Annotated in this window: 12 protein-coding genes; 6 read left to right on the top strand and 6 right to left on the bottom strand. The window is 69.9% G+C overall.

Annotated features, from left to right (window positions below; translation table 11 throughout):
- Nucleotides 1–76: 76 nt before the first annotated feature.
- From AB0G04_RS08085 to AB0G04_RS08070, 4 genes are all read left to right on the top strand, one after another.
- The gene (locus tag AB0G04_RS08085; RefSeq protein WP_360978443.1) at nt 77–1729 is read left to right on the top strand and encodes a GMC family oxidoreductase; all 1653 of its coding nucleotides are present in this window, start codon (nt 77–79) and stop codon (nt 1727–1729) included.
- Nucleotides 1726–3216, top strand: a complete 1491-nt coding sequence (locus AB0G04_RS08080; RefSeq protein ID WP_360978440.1) for an NAD(P)/FAD-dependent oxidoreductase — start codon at nt 1726–1728, stop codon at nt 3214–3216. The genes AB0G04_RS08085 and AB0G04_RS08080 overlap by 4 nt, the downstream gene beginning before the upstream one ends.
- Before the next feature lie 251 nt (nt 3217–3467).
- A complete protein-coding gene (locus AB0G04_RS08075; RefSeq protein ID WP_360978437.1) occupies nt 3468–3956 on the top strand; it encodes a hypothetical protein in 489 nt (162 codons plus the stop codon).
- 28 nt (nt 3957–3984) lie between these two features.
- A complete protein-coding gene (locus tag AB0G04_RS08070; protein ID WP_360978434.1) occupies nt 3985–5022 on the top strand; it encodes a hypothetical protein in 1038 nt (345 codons plus the stop codon).
- A gap of 75 nt (nt 5023–5097) precedes the next feature.
- Here AB0G04_RS08070 and AB0G04_RS08065 read toward each other — a convergent pair whose 3' ends face one another.
- The 6 genes from AB0G04_RS08065 to AB0G04_RS08040 all read right to left on the bottom strand — a co-directional run bounded on the left by AB0G04_RS08065 (nt 5098) and on the right by AB0G04_RS08040 (nt 15179).
- Nucleotides 5098–6606 (bottom strand): NAD(P)/FAD-dependent oxidoreductase, encoded by a 1509-nt coding sequence (locus AB0G04_RS08065; RefSeq protein ID WP_360978430.1) that lies wholly within the window; start codon nt 6604–6606, stop codon nt 5098–5100.
- Between the two features lie 110 nt (nt 6607–6716).
- Nucleotides 6717–8408: a bifunctional diguanylate cyclase/phosphodiesterase gene (locus tag AB0G04_RS08060; RefSeq protein ID WP_360978427.1), complete on the bottom strand. Its 1692-nt coding sequence runs from the start codon at nt 8406–8408 to the stop codon at nt 6717–6719.
- Nucleotides 8405–9871 carry a PAS domain S-box protein gene (locus tag AB0G04_RS08055; RefSeq protein ID WP_360978423.1) on the bottom strand — a complete coding sequence of 489 codons (1467 nt, stop codon included), beginning with the start codon at nt 9869–9871 and terminating at the stop codon, nt 8405–8407. Before AB0G04_RS08055 ends, AB0G04_RS08060 begins: the two co-directional genes overlap by 4 nt.
- Before the next feature lie 43 nt (nt 9872–9914).
- A complete protein-coding gene (locus tag AB0G04_RS08050; protein ID WP_360978420.1) occupies nt 9915–11129 on the bottom strand; it encodes a globin domain-containing protein in 1215 nt (404 codons plus the stop codon).
- 148 nt (nt 11130–11277) lie between these two features.
- The gene (locus AB0G04_RS08045; RefSeq protein ID WP_360978417.1) at nt 11278–12678 is read right to left on the bottom strand and encodes a glycoside hydrolase family 43 protein; all 1401 of its coding nucleotides are present in this window, start codon (nt 12676–12678) and stop codon (nt 11278–11280) included.
- 11 nt (nt 12679–12689) lie between these two features.
- Complete coding sequence (locus AB0G04_RS08040) at nt 12690–15179, bottom strand: alpha-L-arabinofuranosidase C-terminal domain-containing protein (RefSeq protein ID WP_360978414.1); 2490 nt, start codon at nt 15177–15179, stop codon at nt 12690–12692.
- Between the two features lie 345 nt (nt 15180–15524).
- Between AB0G04_RS08040 and AB0G04_RS08035 the strand changes: the two genes are divergently transcribed.
- Both AB0G04_RS08035 and AB0G04_RS08030 read left to right on the top strand, forming a co-directional pair.
- Nucleotides 15525–17636 (top strand): PhoX family phosphatase, encoded by a 2112-nt coding sequence (locus tag AB0G04_RS08035; RefSeq protein ID WP_360978411.1) that lies wholly within the window; start codon nt 15525–15527, stop codon nt 17634–17636.
- A 100-nt stretch (nt 17637–17736) separates the two neighbouring features.
- Nucleotides 17737–18453: a hypothetical protein gene (locus tag AB0G04_RS08030; protein ID WP_360978408.1), complete on the top strand. Its 717-nt coding sequence runs from the start codon at nt 17737–17739 to the stop codon at nt 18451–18453.
- Nucleotides 18454–18592: the final 139 nt, after the last annotated feature.

Raw genomic sequence — 18592 nt, 5'->3', positions numbered from 1 at the left:
AGACTGATTCGCGCTTCGCGCAAGACCTGGAAGCCCGTTGTTGACATGTTGCCAATAACGATGTGATGGTACGGCGATGTCGTACGACTACGACGTCCTCGTCATCGGCTCCGGGTTCGGTGGCAGCGTGACCGCGCTGCGCCTGACCGAGAAGGGCTACCGCGTCGGCGTCCTCGAAGCCGGTCGCCGGTTCACCGACGAGCAGTTCGCCGGCACGTCCTGGCGGCTGCGCGACTACCTCTGGGCGCCCGCGCTCGGCTGCTACGGCATCCTGCGGCTCACCCTCCTGCGCGACGTGATGATCATGTCGGGGGTCGGTGTCGGCGGTGGGTCGCTCGGCTACGCCTGCACCCTCTACGAGCCGCCGGACACCTTCTACGCCGACCCGCAATGGGCACACGTCACCGACTGGAAGACCGAACTCGCCCCCTACTACGACCAGGCCAAGCGCATGCTCGGGGTGACCGTGAACCCGGTCGCCACCGCCTCCGACCACGCGTTGCGAGCCGTCGCCGAGGACCTCGGGGTCGGCCACACCTTCCGGCACACGCCGGTCGGTGTGCTCTTCGGCGACGTCCCCGGCGCCCCGGTGCCCGACCCGTTCTTCGGCGGGGCCGGACCGGACCGCCGCACCTGCACGCTGTGCGGATCATGCATGACCGGCTGCCGCGGCAACGCCAAGAACACCCTGGTCAAGAACTATCTGTACCTGGCCGAGAAAGCAGGTGCCGTGGTCCACGAGCGGACCACGGTCAAGGCCGTGCGCCCGCTGCCGGACGGCGGCTACGCGGTGCACACCCGGGGACGGATGTTCACCGCCGAGCAGGTCGTCCTCTCCGGAGGCGCGCTCGGCACCCAGCGGCTGCTGCACCGGATGCGCGACCGCGGACATCTGCCGCACGTGTCGCCCCGGCTCGGCGAACTGAGCCGTACCAACTCCGAATCGATCCTCGGCGCCCGCACCCGCCGCCGCGACCGTGACTACACGCACGGCGTCGCGATCACCTCGTCCATCCACCCGGACCCGGTCACCCACGTCGAACCCGTCCGGTACGGCCCCGGCAGCAACCTGCTGGCCCTGCTCGCCACCGTGCTCGTCGACGAGGGCCGCCCCCGCTGGTGGCACGCCCTCAAGACGCTCGCCCGGGCCGGCCGTGACCTGCGGCTCTACACCTCGCCGCGGAACTGGTCCAAGGAGACCATCGTCCTGCTGGCCATGCAGCCGCTCGACAACTCGATCACCGTGCACACCCGGCGCGGACTGTTCGGCCGGCGGATCACCAGCAGGCCCGGCATCGGCGAACCCAACCCCGTGTGGGTGCCGGCCGCCCACGACGTGGCCCGGCGGGTCGCGGCCCAGATCGACGGCGTCGCCACCGGCGCGTTCACCGAGATCATCAACCGGCCGGTCACCGGGCACTTCATCGGCGGCTGCGCGATCGGGTCCACACCGGAGAACGGTGTCGTCGACCCGTACCACCGGCTCTTCGGCCATCCCGGCCTGCATGTCATCGACGGCTCGACGGTCGCCGCCAACCTGGGCGTCAACCCGTCCCTGACGATCACCGCCCTCGCCGAACGGGCCGTGGCGCTCTGGCCGAACCGTGGCGACGCCGATCCCCGCCCGTCGTCCGGCTATCTCCCGATCGAACCGGTGGCGCCGCGCGACCCGGTCGTGCCCGCCACCGCCCCCGCGGCACTGCGACTGACCATCGGAAGGCGGCCATGACCCGGATCGCGATCATCGGTGCCGGTTTCGGCGGGGTGGCGGTCGCCGCCGAACTGCTCAAAGCCGGGTTCACGGACATCGTCGTCCTGGAGAAGGCCGACCGGATCGGCGGCGTGTGGCGCGACAACGCCTATCCCGGGTGCGCGTGCGACGTACCGGCGCCGCTGTACTCCTACAGTTTCGCGCTGAACCCCGGCTGGTCCCGGCGCTACCCGCCGCACGACGAGATCCTTGCCTATCTGGAAGACGTCGCGGACAGATCAGGCGTGTCGGGGCTGGTGCGCCTCGGTGCGGAGGTGGCCTCGGCGCGGTGGGCCGGCGGCACCTGGGCGATCTCGCTCGCCGACGGCGAACAGCTCGACGCGGACGTCCTGATCCCCGCGGTCGGCCAGCTGTCCCGCCCGTCGATTCCCGCACTGCCGGGCGCCGACACGTTCGCCGGAGTCGCCGTCCACACCGCCCACTGGACGTCCGGTGTCCCGATCGAGGGCGGCCGGGTCGCGGTCGTCGGCACCGGGGCCAGCGCCATCCAGCTGGTGCCCGCCATCGCCGGCCGAGCCGCTCACATCGACGTCTACCAGCGCACCGCCCCCTGGACGGTGCCCAAACCGGACCGTCGCTACAGCCGGTTCCGCAAGGCCGCGTACCGCCGGATCCCCGCCCTGATGTTGCTCTCCCGCGCCGCCACCTGGGGACTCACCCTGGTGCCCGGCGCAGCGCTGCGCGGCAACCGTGCCGCGAACGGCTTCATCCGCGCGTACGCCTGGGTGCAGCGCCGGTGGCAGATCCGCGACCCCGAACTACGTGCCAAGGTCACCCCCGACGAGGCGATGGGCTGCAAACGGCTGCTGTTCACCAACGCCTGGCTGCCCACCCTGGCCCGCCCCGACGTCGACCTGATCACCGAGAAGATCGTCGCCGTCACCCCGGCCGGCATCCGCACCGCCGACGGCGTCGAGCATCCGTGCGACATCCTCGTGTACGGCACCGGCTTCGCCGCCACCGAGTTCCTCGTCCCCATCGAGGTCACCGGCCAGGACGGCCACCGGCTCGCCGGCGAATGGCGCGACGGCGCGCACGCCTACCTCGGTCTCGCGGTCCCCGGCTTCCCGAACATGTTCCTGGTCTACGGGCCCAACACCAACACCGGCAACACCTCCGTCATCTACTTCCACGAGGCCCAGGCCCGGTGGATCACTCAGGCGGTGCGTGCGGTCGCGGCCGGAGACACCCTGGCGGTACGTCCGGACGTGGCGGCCGGCTACGACAGCGAGATCCAGTCCCGCCTCGCCGGAAGCGTCTGGACGACCTGCCAGTCCTGGTACCGCACCGCCACCGGCCGCGTCGTGACGAACTGGCCGGGCAAGGCCAAGGAGTACCGCCGCCGAACCGCCACCCTGAACCGCGCCGACTTCCTCCCCAGCGCCTCTTCCAGCGCCTCCTCCGGTGTCGACTCCGGAGTCACTTCCGGCGAAGCGGCAGGCTGATCGGGACCCCGACGAGCGCGATCGGTACGCCGAGCCAGGGCCGTTCCGGCGAATCCCGACGCCCGTGCTAGGTCAGCTCCGGCTGTCGCGCACCGTGGTCTCGCGGGTGTGGTGGCAGCGGTGTTGTCCAGCTGTGTAGGTCTGGCTGCGGCGCACCGTTGTCTCGGTCAGCTGGCGAGGTGTTCGGTCGATAGTGTGCCGACATATCCAGGAGTGACTCGTCCAGGTTGGAGAAGGGGCTGGGAGTTTCCGTGAGTGAAGGTAACGCCCGTTTCAGGATGGTGAGCCTCCGATCTGAGTCCGGCGTGCCACCATGGCTGGCTGCCAGGTTGCTCGACCCCGGAGTGCCCGAAGATTTCATTGACGGCCTCTACGCCGTGCTGGATACGGCGCAATTTGAGGAGGGCCCTGATCTCGGGAGGGTCTTGTTCGGAAGTGCTGCCTGGGGTGGGAAGTTCATAATAGACCTGGACAGCCTGAAGATTTCGGTTGTCAATGATCTCGGAAGCGTGTCCCCGGCGAATTCCTCGCTCGATCAATTCTCCGAATGTGTTCGAGTGGTCAGCGAGTTGTGCTGGCCGGACTGGAGCATGGTTGAGGATTTCGACTACTGCGATGTGATCGCCGATCATATTCGAGAGCGAGTCCTGGCTATTGACGATGTCGTTTTCTCGTCATCTGCTGAAAGCTTCTGGGAGACGTTCTACTACGATGTCAGGACTGGCGTCTATCTCGAGTGACGGGTGCGGCGGCTGCGGTGAGCCGGTGATGTCACTCCTGATGAAGGAAGCCGAGCATCAACCTGTGGTGTTTACGCGGGCTTGGGCCTACTCTGCTGATCCCCTTGCTGGAGTATCTGGAGGCAACTGCGCAGGCGTTTCTTCTTCATCGGTCTCAATCCGGGCAACATATGTCGTGATCGCTGCCATTCGTCGTCGGTGGCCGTGGTGGGGAGTGACGTTGATTCGCCTGGATGATCTTCTGGTCGTCATCGATCATCCTTTCGGGAGTGGAGAGGTTCCGCTGAGCCAGTGGATGGCGAACGGGCCCGGCCCGCGTAACGCGCGGCCGGTGCAGGTCCGGTCGAAGTCGACGGGGGAAGAGCTTCCGCTGACCGTCATCCCCTTGGCGTACCGCAACAGCCGTGAGTCACGCGCCCTGATCCAGGCCGGTCGCATCGCCTCGCCCTGGCCCGGGCGGGGCGGTGACCCACCGGCTTTCGACGGGGAAGTGGCGGGCCCCGGAGAGATCGACAGTGCCGTCGCGTCTCTCGTCAGCCTGCTGCCCCGAGGTCCTCTGGACGGCGAGGCGGTACGGGAGGCGCTGCCCCTGATGCCGGGGCCGGAGTTCGCGCTCCTGGCGCCGTCGATGGTGCGGCGGCTGGCTGCCCAGGGACGCTGGGCGGAGTTCGAGGCGATCATCGGACTGGCGGGCGCGGCCGGAGTCGCCGAGGTGGGCCCGGTGCTCTGCGAACTCCTCGATTCGTCCCTGCGCGTACCGAATCCGTGGCATGTCATCGACGTCCTGGCGCAGGTGAGATTCGACGACTCGGTGGAGACGCTGGAGCGGCAGTTTCTGCGTTTCGTGTATGCCGACAACGATCTGCCCAGTGCCCGGCGGTGTCTGCGGGCGTTCGCCGCGATCAACGGGACAAGGTCACGCGTCTTCCTGAACCTGATCTCGTGGGGTGACTGGCCGCCGCCCATCCGGGAATGGGCCGTTCAGGAACTGGAGGCCATCGGCGCACGCGTTCCTTCTCCGCTCGAAGCGGGCGAGACACGTGATGGTGCGGGGCGAGACACGTGATGCCGATCGGTGCCGGATCCATGTCGCCGCCACCTCCGACGGTGGAGTGATCGGGCCGGCCGCGTGCCGGGGCGGTCACCGGGTCGGCTGGGGAGCGCCGAGCTCGTCATGTCGACGGATGTCCGGGCGGAGGGTGCGCAGCAGGTCGAGCGGGTCGGTCCGGATGCCGAGGTGCCGCAGGGCCCGGGTGGCGGCGTGCAGCCCGGCCATACCGTGCACGCCCTGGCCCGGCGGTGTCGAGGCCGAGCATAGGTAGACGCCGGGCAGCGGCGTCTCGTACGGGTCCCAGCGCGGTACCGGGCGCATCAGCAGCTGCCGCAGCGTGGTCGCACCGCCGGAGATGTCACCGCCCACGTAGTTGGCGTTGCGCGCCTCCTCCGCGGTGGCGGTCGAGACGTGCTGGGCCAGGATCAGGTCCCGGAAACCTGGCGCGAAGCGCTCCACCTGGGCGATCACCAGATCGCTGACGTCGCGCTGCGAACGGTTCGGCACGTGGGCGTACGTCCAGAAGGTCTGTTTGCCCTCCGGTGCGCGGCCCGCGTCGACCACCCCGGGCTGGACGGCCAGCACGTACGGCCGGGGATGGTGCCGGCCGGCGGCGACAGCCTCCTCGGCGGCGATCGCCTCGGCGCGGGTACCGACCAGGTGCAGGGTTCCGGCCCGGTGGCAGTCGGGCGCCGACCAGGGGACCGGTCCGGACATTGCGAAGTCGACCTTGCAGACGGCACCGCCGTGGCGGAACCGGCGCAGCTGGCCGGCGTACCGTGCGGGCAGTTCCGGTCCGGCGACGCGCAGCAGCTCGCCGGGCGCCGTGTCGAACAGGACCGTCCGCGCCTTCGGCAGCTGGGCCAGGCTGTCGATCCGGTGCCCGGTCACGATCCGGCCGCCGTGGGCGGTCAGCGCGGCGGCCATGGCGCCGGCGATGGCCGCGCTGCCGCCGCGGGGGAGTGGCCAGCCGACGGCGTGCCCGAGGGTCGCCAGGACGAGGCCCGCGCCGACCGCCGCCGGGGCGCGGGGTGAGGTGATCGCGTGCGCGTTCACCCCGGCCAGCATCGCCGGAGCGATCGGGCCGTGGAAACGGGCCCGGCTCAGCGGTGTGGCCTGCTCGGCCATGCGCGCGCCGAGCCACAGTGCGGCCGCCGGGTTCCGCGGTACGCCGCGCAGATCCGACATGACGGTGTCAATCAGCGAGGGCCATCGCCGGACCAGCGGGGCGAGCATGCCACGCCAGGCGGGCCCGTCCGGGCCGAGGCTGTCAGCGGTACGGTCCAGGTCACGCCAGGCGATGCCGGCCCGGCCGCCGTCCAGCGGATGGGCGTAGGAGACCTCCGGGTACAGCAGTTCGACGCCGTGGCCGGCCAGGTCGAACGCGGCGAAGAACGGTGACGCCACGGCCATCGGGTGGACCGCCGAGCACACGTCGTGCCGGAACCCGGGCAGGGTCAGTTCCTCGGTGCGCGTGCCACCGCCGTACGTCCCGGCTGCCTCGTGCACCTCCACCTGCAGCCCGGCGGCGGCGAGGACGAGCGCGGCCGCCAGCCCGTTCGGCCCGGAGCCGACCACCACCGCGTCGACGGCCGTCATGATCCGGCTCCTTCCGCCTCGTCGCAGCCCGGGTGGCCGCCGGAATGATCAACGGCCGGCGGTTACGGGAGGTGCGGGTGGACCGCCCGGGTGACGACTCGCCTGGTGGCTCAGACGGCAGCGTAGGAGCCGGTGGACAGGCCGGGCAGGGCCGGGACGAGGTGCGGTGGCTGGGGGCGGTTGAGGCCGAACCCCTGCAGCAGGTCGACACCGGCCGCGGCCAGTGCGGCGGCCGTCGGTTCGTCCTCGACGCCCTCGGCGACCACGGTCAGGCGGAGCGCCTTCGCGATCGCGATCACCGAGTTGATGATCGTGGCGTGGGCGGGTGAGTCGAGCATCCGCATCACGAACGACCGGTCGATCTTCAACTCGTCGATCGGCAGCTGGGGGAGCAGGCCCAGCGATGTGTACCCGGTGCCGAAGTCGTCGATCGCCACCCGTACGCCGCGCGAGCGCAACTCGGCCAGCTGCGCCGCCACCTGATCCTGCCGGGTGAGGACCGCCGTCTCGGTGATCTCCACGGTCAGCATCGACGCCGGTACGCCCTCCAGGTCGAGGAGGGCCAGGATGGTCCCGACCGCCCGGTCCTGGGCCAGGTAGGCGGGCGGCAGGTTGACCGACACCGGCAGGTGGTGGCCTTGGGCACGCCAGACCGCCGCCTGGCGCAGCGCCTCGGCCAGCACCCAGTCGGTGAGTTCCAGGATGACGTCGGAGCGTTCCGCGTCGGGCAGGAAGACTCCCGGCGGCAGCAGACCACGCTGGGGGTGCTGCCAGCGCACCAGTGCCTCGGTGCCGTGCATCACCCGGCTGCCGGCGTCGTGCAGCGGCTGGTAGTGCAGCCGCAGGTTCCCGGTACGCAGCCCGGCGCGCAACTCGGTCAGCTGCCGCAGGTCGACCCGCTGGTTGGTGTCGAGACTCGGGGTCCACTCGACGACGCCGGTACGTTCGTGCTTGGCCCGGCGCATCGCGGCGGCGGCCCGCCGCATCAGCACCGTGACGTCGTGGTGGTCGGCGTGGCTGATCCCGATGCTGGCCTCCACGCTGATCGGCAGGCCGTCGATCGGGTGCGGGCCCTGGATGCCGGCGGCCAGGCGGCGTCCGGCGCTGTGCGCGGTCTGACCGGCCGGCAGGTCGGACAGCAGCACCACGAACTGGTCGCCGTCGAGGCGTGCGGCCAGGTTGCCGGGGCCGAGAGCGGCCCGCAACGCGGTGGCGACCCGGTGCAGCAGCGTGTCGGCGCCGTGGTGGCCGAGCACGTCGTTGGCGTCCTGGAACCGGTCCAGACCCAGGTGGACGACCGCGATCAGGCTTCCCGCGTCGAGCCGCCGCTGGCCCTCGGCGTGTGCGGTGGCCCGGTTGGGCAGGCCGGTGAGCTGATCGGTCCGGGACAGCCTGGCGAACCGGCCGGCCATGGCGGCGAGCAGGTCGACGATGGGCGCGATGCCGTGCCGGCCGTCCGGCCAGACGACAAGTACCGGTTCGTCGCGGTCGGCGGCCGGGCGAGCCAGGGCGGCCTCGGCGGCGACGTCGATGTCGGTGTCGGCGGGCAGTTGCAGGCCGGTCCCGCCGACCAGCTCACCGGCGGTGCGCGGGAGCGCCGGGACGCCGCGGAGCCGGTCGACGGCCGTCCGGCTGAGCAGCCGGTGTCCGTCCAGGGATTCGATGATCACGCCGGGGGCGAGATTGTCGGCGGCGAGCCCGGCCACGATGTCACTGAGGGCGGCCGAGGCCGGCAGCGGCTTCATCGGAATGCCGATCTCGCCGAGCTTGCGGGGCAGACGGGGGCCGGGTGGTGCGGTCATGCCGATCCGCCGAGCGTGGGCCGGCCGACCCGGAAGCAGGAGATCGCGATGTCGTCCCGGCCGCTCGGGCGCAGCCGGACCAGGAGCCGGCTCTCGTGCCCGGCCAGCAGACCGTCGGCTCCCTCGCCGCGCAGCGCCGCACGCCACAGGTCGAACAGCGACTCCTGGTCTTTCCCGGTCACCAGCGCGGACAGTGCGGGAACCGGCTCGGGGCCGGCCGGGACCGACACGGACAGTACGGCGAGGCGCTCCACCAGGCCGGCGAGATCACCTCGCAGGGCTTCCAGGTCGAGTTCGGTGTTGCGCTCCCGGGTCCGGTCCAGCAGCATGCCGTCCCAGACGGTCGCGCCGCCGGGCTCACGGTGCGGGCGGGACACGCCGTGCAGCCAGCGCCGGGAGCCGTCGGGGAGGATCACGCTGCCGTGCCAGTCCCACGGCTGCAGGGTCTGCGCCGATGCCAGCACGCTGCTGTTGAACCCGTCCCGGTCCTCCTCGGTGATGGTGCTCAGCACGAGGTCGGCGGACTGGACGAGCGCCTCGGGCTCGGCCTGCAGGACGTCCCGGGAGCCGTCGGAGACGAAGGTGAACGACGTCTCGCCGGACGGCTCCATCCGGAACTGGTAGAGCATGCCGGGCGCGTTGTTGACGGTGTTCCAGAAGCGCTGCTCGCCGGCCGCGATCGCGTCCTGGCTGCGCCGCCGCTGGGTGTCGTCGATGGCGATGGTGCAGACCCCGTAGACGGAGCCGTCCGGGTCGGTCAACGGCACCCGGGTGACCACGTACTGGCGGATCTCCTCACCGAACGGCAGCTCCTCGAGGACCGTCTTGGCGGTGCCGCTGGCGATGACCTCCTGGTCGTGGCCGCTGCCGACCGCGGCGACCGAGGCGGACACCAGGTCGGCCTCGACCCGGCCGACCATGTCGGCGGCGGTGACCTGGAAGATCCGCTCGTACTCCCCGTTGACGAAGAGGTAGCGGCCGTTCAGGTCCTTCGCCGAGATCATGGCGGTGGTGTGCTGCAGGATCGCGCTGATCAGCGTGTTGCTGCGCTGCAGTTCCTGCTGGGCCCGGTGCCCGTCGGTCCGGTCGGTGACGAACGCGAAGAACCCCTCGTCGTCGAGCGCGTCCACGGTCAGGGTGATGCGCAGCTCGGAGCCGTCGCGGTGGACCGCCGGCACCTCCATGGGATGTCCGAGGCCACCGCTGTCGCCGCCGACCAGCCGCCGCGCGAACCCGGCGTGGTGGGCGGACCGCAGCGCCGGTGGAATGATCGTGTCGGCCAGGCGACTGCCGATGATCTCGTCACGGGTCCAGCCGAACAGCCGCTCGGCGGCCGGGTTCCAGTCCTGGATCACTCCGGACCGGTCGACGTGCATGAACGCCAGCGCTGACGCGTCCACGGCACGGTCCCGGAGGCCGGCCGCCGGCGGGGCGGTGATCTGGGGGGCTTCGACGGTGAACACGCCCCGCCCTATCGACCCGGCAGGGGCCGACCTGAGGGCCTGTTCAGGCTGCGGCGGGCGCCGGGACCGGCCGCCACTGCTCCGAGCCGAACACCTCGTAGCGGATCCGCTCGTCGGGGACACCGCGCAGGTGCAGCCCGGCCCGGACCGTCCGCATGAACGGCGCCGGCCCGCACAGATAGACCACGGCATCCGGGTGGACCGGGATGAGGTCGGTGTCGACCCGGCCGGGGTACGTGCCCGGCTCACCGGCGTGCTCCTCGTACCAGTACAGGCTGCGGAACGAGCGCAGCCGGGACCCGTTGACGGCCATGTCGGCGCGCAGCGGGTGCCGGTCCGGGCTGCGATCGGCGTGCACCGCGGTCACCGCCCGGGTCGGCTGGGTACGCGCCACGTGTTCCAGGATCGACGCCATCGGGGTGACTCCTACGCCGGCGCTGATCAGCAGGAGCGGCTCGGTGCCGGGGTGCAGGACGAGGTCGCCGTACGGGCGGCTGATCGAGATCTCGTCGCCGGCGCGGACATGGTCGTGCAGGAATCCGGAGACCACCCCGTCCGGGGCCCCGCCGGTGCCGCGCACCCGCCGGACGGTGATCCGCAGGGTGCCGCCGGTCGCGGCCTGCGACAGCGAGTACTGCCGGAGCTGGCGGCCCGCGCCGGGCAGGTCGGCCGCGACGGTCACGTACTGCCCGGGACGGAAGTCAGGTGCCGGGCCGCCGTCCGCCGGCACCAGCACGAACGAGACGGTGTCGTGCGCCTCGGTGATGCGCTGCGCGACCGTGAAGGTGCGCCACGGGTCGCGCCCGTCCACCCCGGCCTCGGCGTAGATGCGCGCCTCCCGGCCGATCAGCCGCGCCGCGAAGATCCAGTAGACCTCGTCCCATGCGGCGCCGATCTCGGGCGTGACGGCGTCGCCGAGCACCGTGCCGACCGCGCGCAGCAGGTAGCGGCCGACCATCGTGTACTGCTCGGGGCGGATGCCGAGCGCGCAGTGCCGTTGCGCGATCCGTTCGACGACATGCTCGAACGCCACCCCTCGTGGGCCCGCGCCGATCAGGTGGGCGGCGTAGGCGGCGACCGCCCCGGCGAGCGCGCTGCGTTGCTCGCCGGTGGCCTGCGCGCTGCGGCTGAACAGGTTCAGCAGCTCTGGGTTCTCGCCGATCATCGTCCGGTAGAACTCGGCGGCGATGGTGTCGAGGTGCTCGCCGACGACGGGCAGGGTGGCCTCGATGACCGGTGTGCTGGATGCGGACAGCATGAGGAATCTCCTCCACGAAGGCGACGCTTCAGGAACCGAAGCGGCCGAGGGTGAGCAGGACCTGCCGGACCGGTGGGAGAGTCCTCTTATTGAGAAAGAGATCACGAAGGGCGCGCCGTTGTCGCGGCGCGCCCTTCGCGGGAGGAACCTAGCTCAGCCGGAACGCCGTCGCCTTGGCGGCGACGGTGAGCTGACCGTTGCGGTGGTGCAGGAACTGGCCGGGTGCGACGCGGATGTTCACGCCGCCCCCGCGGGCGGCGATCCGGGTCACCGGCGTGCCGGTCGCGCCGAGCGACACGGTCGTCCCGCTCACCACCAGGAACTTGGTGGGCTGGTCGACGGACTGGACCGTCTCGGTGCCGTCGGCCGCCTTGACGAACCGGAACTGGGTCAGCTCCAGTTCCCGCGGCGCGTGGGCGACCTGGAACGCGTCACCCACGTGCTTGACGAACGAGCGCGGCCGGTCCGACGGCGACAGCCGCACGATCGGCCCGCCCGACCCGACCGGGATGCCGAACAGCGGCGTCCCGTCCTCGTGCCAGTAGAGCTTCTGCACCCGGGTGTGCCGGTTGGGGTCGTACAGCGGGTCGCCGGTGATCTGCTTGTAGTCCCGGGCGTGGTAGACCAGCACGTCGGTCTTCCCGTCCGCGGCGACCGTGAACGAGTTGTGGCCGGGGCCGTAGCGCTTCGTCTTCTCGTTGGAGACGAAGATCGGATCCGGGCTCTTCGTCCAGCTCTCCCGCTTCAGCAGGTCCGACGAGGCGGACGCGGTGAGCAGGCCCATGCAGTAGTTGGCGTCGGTGGCGCTTGCCGAGTAGGTGATGAACACCTTCCCGTTGCGGATCAGCACCGCCGCGCCCTCGTTGACCTTGAACCCGATGATCTCCCAGCTCTTCGTGGGCGTGGCGATCCGGGTCGGCTTGCTCCTGAACGTCCACGGGTTCGCCATCTCGGCGATGTAGAGGCTGGTGTTGACCGCGATCTCCGGCTCGCTCTGCGCCCACACCAGGTACTGCTTCCCCTTGTGGGTGAAGCTGGTGGCGTCGAGTGTGAACCCCTCCCACTCGGTGGCGAGCTGGCCCTTGAGGACCCAGCCGGCCGGGTCGCGCGGGTCGTCGAGCGCCGACTCCATCACGTACGTGCGGATCCGGAACACGTCGTCGGAGTCACCGGCGGCGAAGTAGATGTACCACTTGCCGCCGATCCGGTGCAGCTCCGGCGCCCAGATGTGCCCGCCCATCTTGCCGCTCGCGGGCCGGCGCCAGATCACCGACTCCTCGGCGGTGGCCAGGCCGTCGATGGTGGGTGCCCCGCGTACGACCAGGCGGTCGTACTCCGGGACCGAGCCGGTGAAGTAGTAGGTGCCGTTGACCGGCCTGGTGATCCACGGGTCGGCGCGCTGGCTGATCAGCGGGTCGGCGGTCGGCACACTGTAGATCTCAGCATCATCGGGCAGTGCGCCGGGCTGCGGCGCGCCGTCGGCACTCACGGGCAGGACGACGGCGAGGGCACCCACGGCGCCGCCCGTCAGGATGGTTCGGCGGTTCATGATCGGGCTCCTCATCGGGTCCGGATGCGCAGGAAGGTGACCGAGTTCGCGGGGAACTCCCGTGTGAAGGTGGAGCCGATGCCGCCGACCGTCGACGTGACCGGCAGGATCGGCTCGGCGGACCGGGTGTTCTGCTCGCCCGGGTCACCGGTGATCACGGTCTGCTTCGCGGTACGGGCCACCTTGCGCCCACCCAGGTCGATCTTCGTGACCGCCGGGGTGTCCTGCGCGTTGACGACCTTGACGATGATCTCGCCGCTCTTGGTGTCCTCCGTGACGACCTGTGCGAACGGCTCGGTCACGCCGTTGTCGTCGAAGGAGGCCCACTCGACGCCGTCCAGGATCAGGGTGACCTTCGTACCCCGTACCTGAACCTTGAGGTCGTAGGTCTGCCCGGTCGTGACGGTGTTCGGCTTGGTGAGGATCTGCTCCTTGGCGGACGTGATCCCCTTCTCGACGGCGCCCTGGGTGTTGTTCCAGCCACCCAGGTTCCACCAGTAGAACTGGCCGGTCTCCTTGATGCCGAACGCGACCAGGAAACCTTCGGCGCCGGCCGTCTTGGTGGCCTTCAGGGTGTAGTCGTAATCGGTCTCGCTGATGGTCGCGGCCTTGACCATGGTGTCCTCGGTGTCCGTGGTCGTCTGGGTGTAGCCGCCGCCGGTCACCGCCCAGTTGCCGCGGTTGGTCACCGAGGTCCAGCCGTCCGCGTTGCCGTCGCCGAAGTCGTCGCTGAACAGCACGGTGCCGTCCGGCCGGGTGACCTTGACGTCGTCGTAGACCGCGGCGGTACGCCAGGTCGAGAGCCCGATCGCACCGGTGATCGGCTTCGGCTGGGCCACCGCGCCGGTCGCCGTCGACGGCAGGACCTTGTCGCCGACGTTGTTCATGAACAGCTTCTGCACCTGGTAGCTGGTGGAGCCCCACGACTCGTCGTTGTCGAACCAGATCATGTCCGGCTTCCACTGCACGTTGTCGATGTTGGCGAGCAGCGGCGCGTAGGACGCCATCTTCACCACGTCGGCGTTGCGCTCGAGGCCGGTCATGTAGGCGGCCTCGGCCAGGGAGTTGTACAGCTTGTTGTCCAGCGACGCGTATTCGCCGAGGAAGACCTTGGGACCATTGCGGTCGTACGCGTCATAGCGCCTGTTGTTCTGCAGGAACCAGGCCGGGCTGTTGTAGTAGTGCTCGTCGACCATGTCGGAGCCGTGCGCCCGGTTCTTGGCCCACAGGTTCTCGAACGTGCTGCCCTGGTCGTCCGGGCCGGAGTTGCTGACCACGACCATGTCCGGGTGCTTCGCCTTGATGGCGGCCTCGAACTTGAGGAAGTTCGCCCAGTACTCCTCGGGCAGGTTCTCCTCGTTGCCGACGCCGATCGTGGTGAGGCCGAACGGCTTCGGGTGGCCCATGTCGGCGCGCAGCTTGCCCCACGTCGTGGTGGTCGCGCCGTTGGCGAACTCGATCAGGTCGAGGGTGTCCTGGATGTACTGCTGCAGCAGCGCCTCGTCGACCGTGGCCCGGTTCTGCCCGCAGCCGGTCACCAGGGCGGGCACCACCGGCAGCGGCATGGCACCGATGTCCTCGGAGAACTGGAAGTACTCGTAGTAGCCGAGTCCGTAGGTCTGGTTGTAGCCCCAGAAGTTCTTGTTGGTGGCCCGCGTCTCGACCGGCCCGACGGTGTCCTTCCACTGGTAGGACCGGGCGCGCGGGTAGTTGTTGGCGGCGGTGTACTGGTACATGTCGCCGGTGTTGACCAGGCAGCCGCCGGGGAAGCGCACGAAACCGGGCTTGAGCGCCTCGATCTTCTCCGCCAGATCCTTGCGCAGGCCGTTGGCGCGTCCCTGGTAGGTGTCCCGCGGGAACAGCGAGATCTCGTCGAGCCGCGCGCTCCCGGAGGTCCGGACCGTCAGCCGGGCTGCGTCGCTGGTGGCGGTGGCCCGCAGGGTGCCGGTGTACTTCTTCCACATGTCGCCGGAGACCGTGACCTTCAGCGGCGCGGAGAGCGCGGTGCCGTCCGCGGTCTGCAGCGCGACCTCGAGAGACGTCGCCGCCCCGGCCCGCGCCCAGACGGAGAACCGGTAGTGCTCCGAGCGGGCGACGGCGAGGCCGGTGTTGTATCCGGCGTTGGTGAGGCCGGTCGCGCCGGTCACCGTGAGGTAGTTGCGGTTGCGCTCGTTGAGGCGCTGGTCGTCGTTGGTCACCGCGGCCGAGCCGGCCACCGTCCACGCGGTCAGTCCGTGGTAGCCGGCGGCGTCGGTGGCGTTGAACTCGAACGAGCGGTTGCGGACCAGCTCGGCGTAGAGGCCGCCGTCGGCCGCGTAGTTGATGTCCTCGAAGAAGACGCCGTACATGGACTTCGGGATGGCCGCGCCGGTCGCGGCGGGGTCCACGGTGATGGTGTAGTCCGGTTCGGCGGCGTAGGCGACGACCGGCGGCGAGACCGCGAGCGGGAGCGAGACCAGAACGGCGGCCGCGCCCGCGAGGCGGTAGGGGATTCTGCGCATGTGGGGTCCTCCGGTGCGGATCGCAACGGTTTCAGAAGTGTTTCCGGTGGACGGGTTCAGCAATGTGTACGCAAACATCGATACCGCTGTCAAGAGTTCTGGGTCGATGTTTGCAGCGCTGAAATGCCAGGAAACTTAACTTGTTAGCGTTAACGAGCGTGGATCCGCTGTTATCGTCGGCGCATCCTTCCGCGAATCGCGGTGGCACTTGAGGGACCAGACGGACGTTCATGCCTCGTTCACCTGGGTTCCACCCGAGCTGGGTGCTCGGCGTCCACCGGGCCTTCTAGCGTCCGCTCAGCCCGTCATCGCATGGTGACGATGGACCGAGGAGAACGAACCGATATGCCAGACTTCAGCCGTCGACTGCTGCCGCTGCTGGGACACAGCGGTGGCAGCCGCGACGCGATGACCTGTCTGTACCGATGTGGCAACGCGTGTGACCACCCCGTACCGAACCAGTCGGACAACCCGTACCTGGGTGATGTGGTCAACGCCGAGATGAGCCGCCGTGGGGTCGTCCGCGCCGGTGCCGTCGGCGCCATGGTTCTCGGCTTCGGTGGTTCCGCACTCGCGGCCGCCTCGCCCGCCGCGGCCGCTCCGGCCGTCGGCGGTGCTCTCGGGCACGGCGGCGGCCGGCATCACCACAGGGCCGGCAAGCTGACCTTCGAGACCGTCCCGCCGAACACCCTCGACCAGGTCACCATCCCGGCCGGCTACGAGTCGCACGTGGTCATCCGCTGGGGCGACCCCGTCGTGCCCGGCGCGCCCGCGTTCGACATCGACAACCAGACCGCGGCCGCCCAGTCGAAGCAGTTCGGCTACAACAACGACTTCGTCGGCGTGATCCCGATCCCCGGTGACAAGGAATGCGCCCTGCTCGTGGTCAACCACGAGTACACCAACGAGGACCTGATGTTCCGTGGCTTCACCAGCCTCGACAACCTCAGCGTCGAGCAGCTGAAGATCGCCATGGCGGCGCACGGCCTCTCCGTCGTGCAGATCACCCGTCCCGGCCGCAGCGGCAAGTGGGAGGTGTACAAGGGCAAGGACCGGCGTTACAACCGCCGCATCACCGCGCTGGCGACCGAGTTCAAGCTGACCGGCCCGGTCGCCGGCTCCGCGCTCGTGAAGACCGCCGCCGACCCGTCCGGCAAGATCGTCATCGGCACGCTGAACAACTGCGCCGGTGGTGTCACCCCGTGGGGCACCGTGCTGTCCGGCGAGGAGAACTTCAACCAGTACTTCGTCGGTGGCGACGCCGTCGCGGCCGACGTCAAGCCGAAGCTGGCCCGCTACGGCATCTCCACCACCGCCCGGTACCCGAGCGGCAACCGCAAGTGGGAACGCGCGCAGGAGCGCTTCGACCTGGCCCTGCACCCCAACGAGGCGAACCGGTTCGGCTGGATCGTCGAGGTCGACCCGTTCGACCCGCACGGCCGCCCCCGCAAGCACACCGCGATGGGCCGCTTCAAGCACGAGGGCGCCAACGTCATCGTCGCGAAGAACGGCAAGGTCGTCGCGTACATGGGCGACGACGAGCGCTTCGACTACCTGTACAAGTTCGTCTCCGACAAGAAGTACATCGACAGCGACGCGCCGTGGGCCCGCAAGCACAACCTGACCCTGCTCGAGTCGGGCACCCTCTACGTCGCCAAGGTCACCGGCGACAGCCCGGCCACCGAGATCGACGGCACCGGCAAGCTGCCCGCCGACGGCAAGTTCGACGGCAAGGGCCAGTGGATCAAGCTGGTGTCCGGCAACCGGTCGTACGTCCCCGGCATGACCGCGATCGACGTGCTCACCTTCACCCGGCTCGCCGGTGACGCGGTCGGCGCCACCAAGATGGACCGTCCCGAGGACGTCCAGCCGAGCCTGCGTACCGGCAAGATCTACGCGGCGATGACCAACAACTCCAACCGCGGTGTCGGAACGAACGCGGTCGCCGACGAGGCCAACCCGCGCAACGCCAACAAGCACGGCCACATCCTCGAGATCACCGAGGACCGCGGCGACCACACCGGCACCACCTTCTCGTGGCAGCTGCCGATCGTCTGCGGCGACCCGAAAGCCGCCGACACCTACTTCGGCGGGTACGACAAGAACGCCGTCTCCCCGATCTCCTGCCCCGACAACGTCGCCTTCGACAGCGCCGGCAACCTGTGGATCTCGACCGACGGCAACGCGCTGGGCAGCAACGACGGCCTGTTCGCCACCCCGATCGAGGGCAAGGAGCGCGGTCACCTGCGCCAGTTCCTGACCGTCCCGAAGGGCGCCGAGACCTGCGGCCCGTTCATCACCGCGGACGACAAGTCGGTCTTCGTCGCGGTCCAGCACCCGGGCGAGATCACCGGTGCGACCGTCGAGAAGCCGGCCTCGGTCTGGCCCGATGGCGACTTCGCCAAGCCCGGCGTCGTCGTGACCTGGCGCAAGGACGGCGGCCCGATCGGCAGCTGACCCTCCGCCGGACGGCCGCGGTGCATCCGGCACCGCGGTCGTTCGCGCCGGCTGCCCGCGCCGGACATCGCCGGTGGCGCTTCGTCCGTACGCTGCACTGGTGATCGTCTTCTACGGGCTGGCCGCCCGGCACCGATGGTGGTTTCTGCTGGGCGTCCTGCTGGTGACGGCGGCGCTGGGGACCGCGGTGCAGGCGGTCGAGATCGTATGGGTGAGCATCGGCGCCTTCTTCGGTGCGTTGTTCCTCGCCGCTGTCCTGTTCGTCGGGCATCTGAATCTGAGGACACACCTCCGGATCGACGCGGGACCGTCCGGATTCGTGATCAACGAGGTCCTGCACACCCCGCTGCTGATGGCCGGTGCGCTCACCGTCCTCTGGGGCACGGTGGTATTCGCCGAGCGGATCGGCGACCTGGTCCGGAGTGACCGGTTGTGGCTCGGTGAGGTGTGGTCCTGGCTGCCGACGCTGCTGATCCTCGTCTTCCTCGTGTCCTTCTGGTTCGCCGCGCTGCGCGGCTCCGGGGTGCGCCTCGACCGGAACGGGGTCCGGATCCGCCGGCCGACGGCTACCAAAGAGGTCTTGTGGGAGGCTCTCGCCGGTGACGGCGTGACCGTCGTGTCGACCGGTACCCGGATCCGCCGGTTCCGGGCGGTGCCGTCCGTGGTCCGGCTACGGGACGCGCGCGCGGGCGCCGATGTCGACATGCCCTCCGGCGACCCGGAGTACCTGGCCTGGATCCTGCGGCAGTACGTGGCCGACCCGGCCCGCCGCGAGGCCATCGGTTCGGACGCCGAGTTGACCCGAATCCTGCGATAGCCTCGCCGGAAAGTGCCATCGCCGTCACGAATGCGGCGCTTCCGCTGACTAATGACGTCGACTGTGGGAACCCGGGTGCGGCTCGAATGATCCGCACCACCCCCGTTCGACGTGTCACTCACCGATGGGGACGGGGCAT

Origin of the sequence: Actinoplanes sp. NPDC023801 (genome assembly GCF_040639655.1) — a bacterium.
In the GTDB taxonomy this organism is placed as follows: domain Bacteria; phylum Actinomycetota; class Actinomycetes; order Mycobacteriales; family Micromonosporaceae; genus Actinoplanes.
The sequence above is the reverse complement of the archived record's forward strand: the minus strand, read 5'-3'. Positions and strand labels throughout refer to the sequence as shown.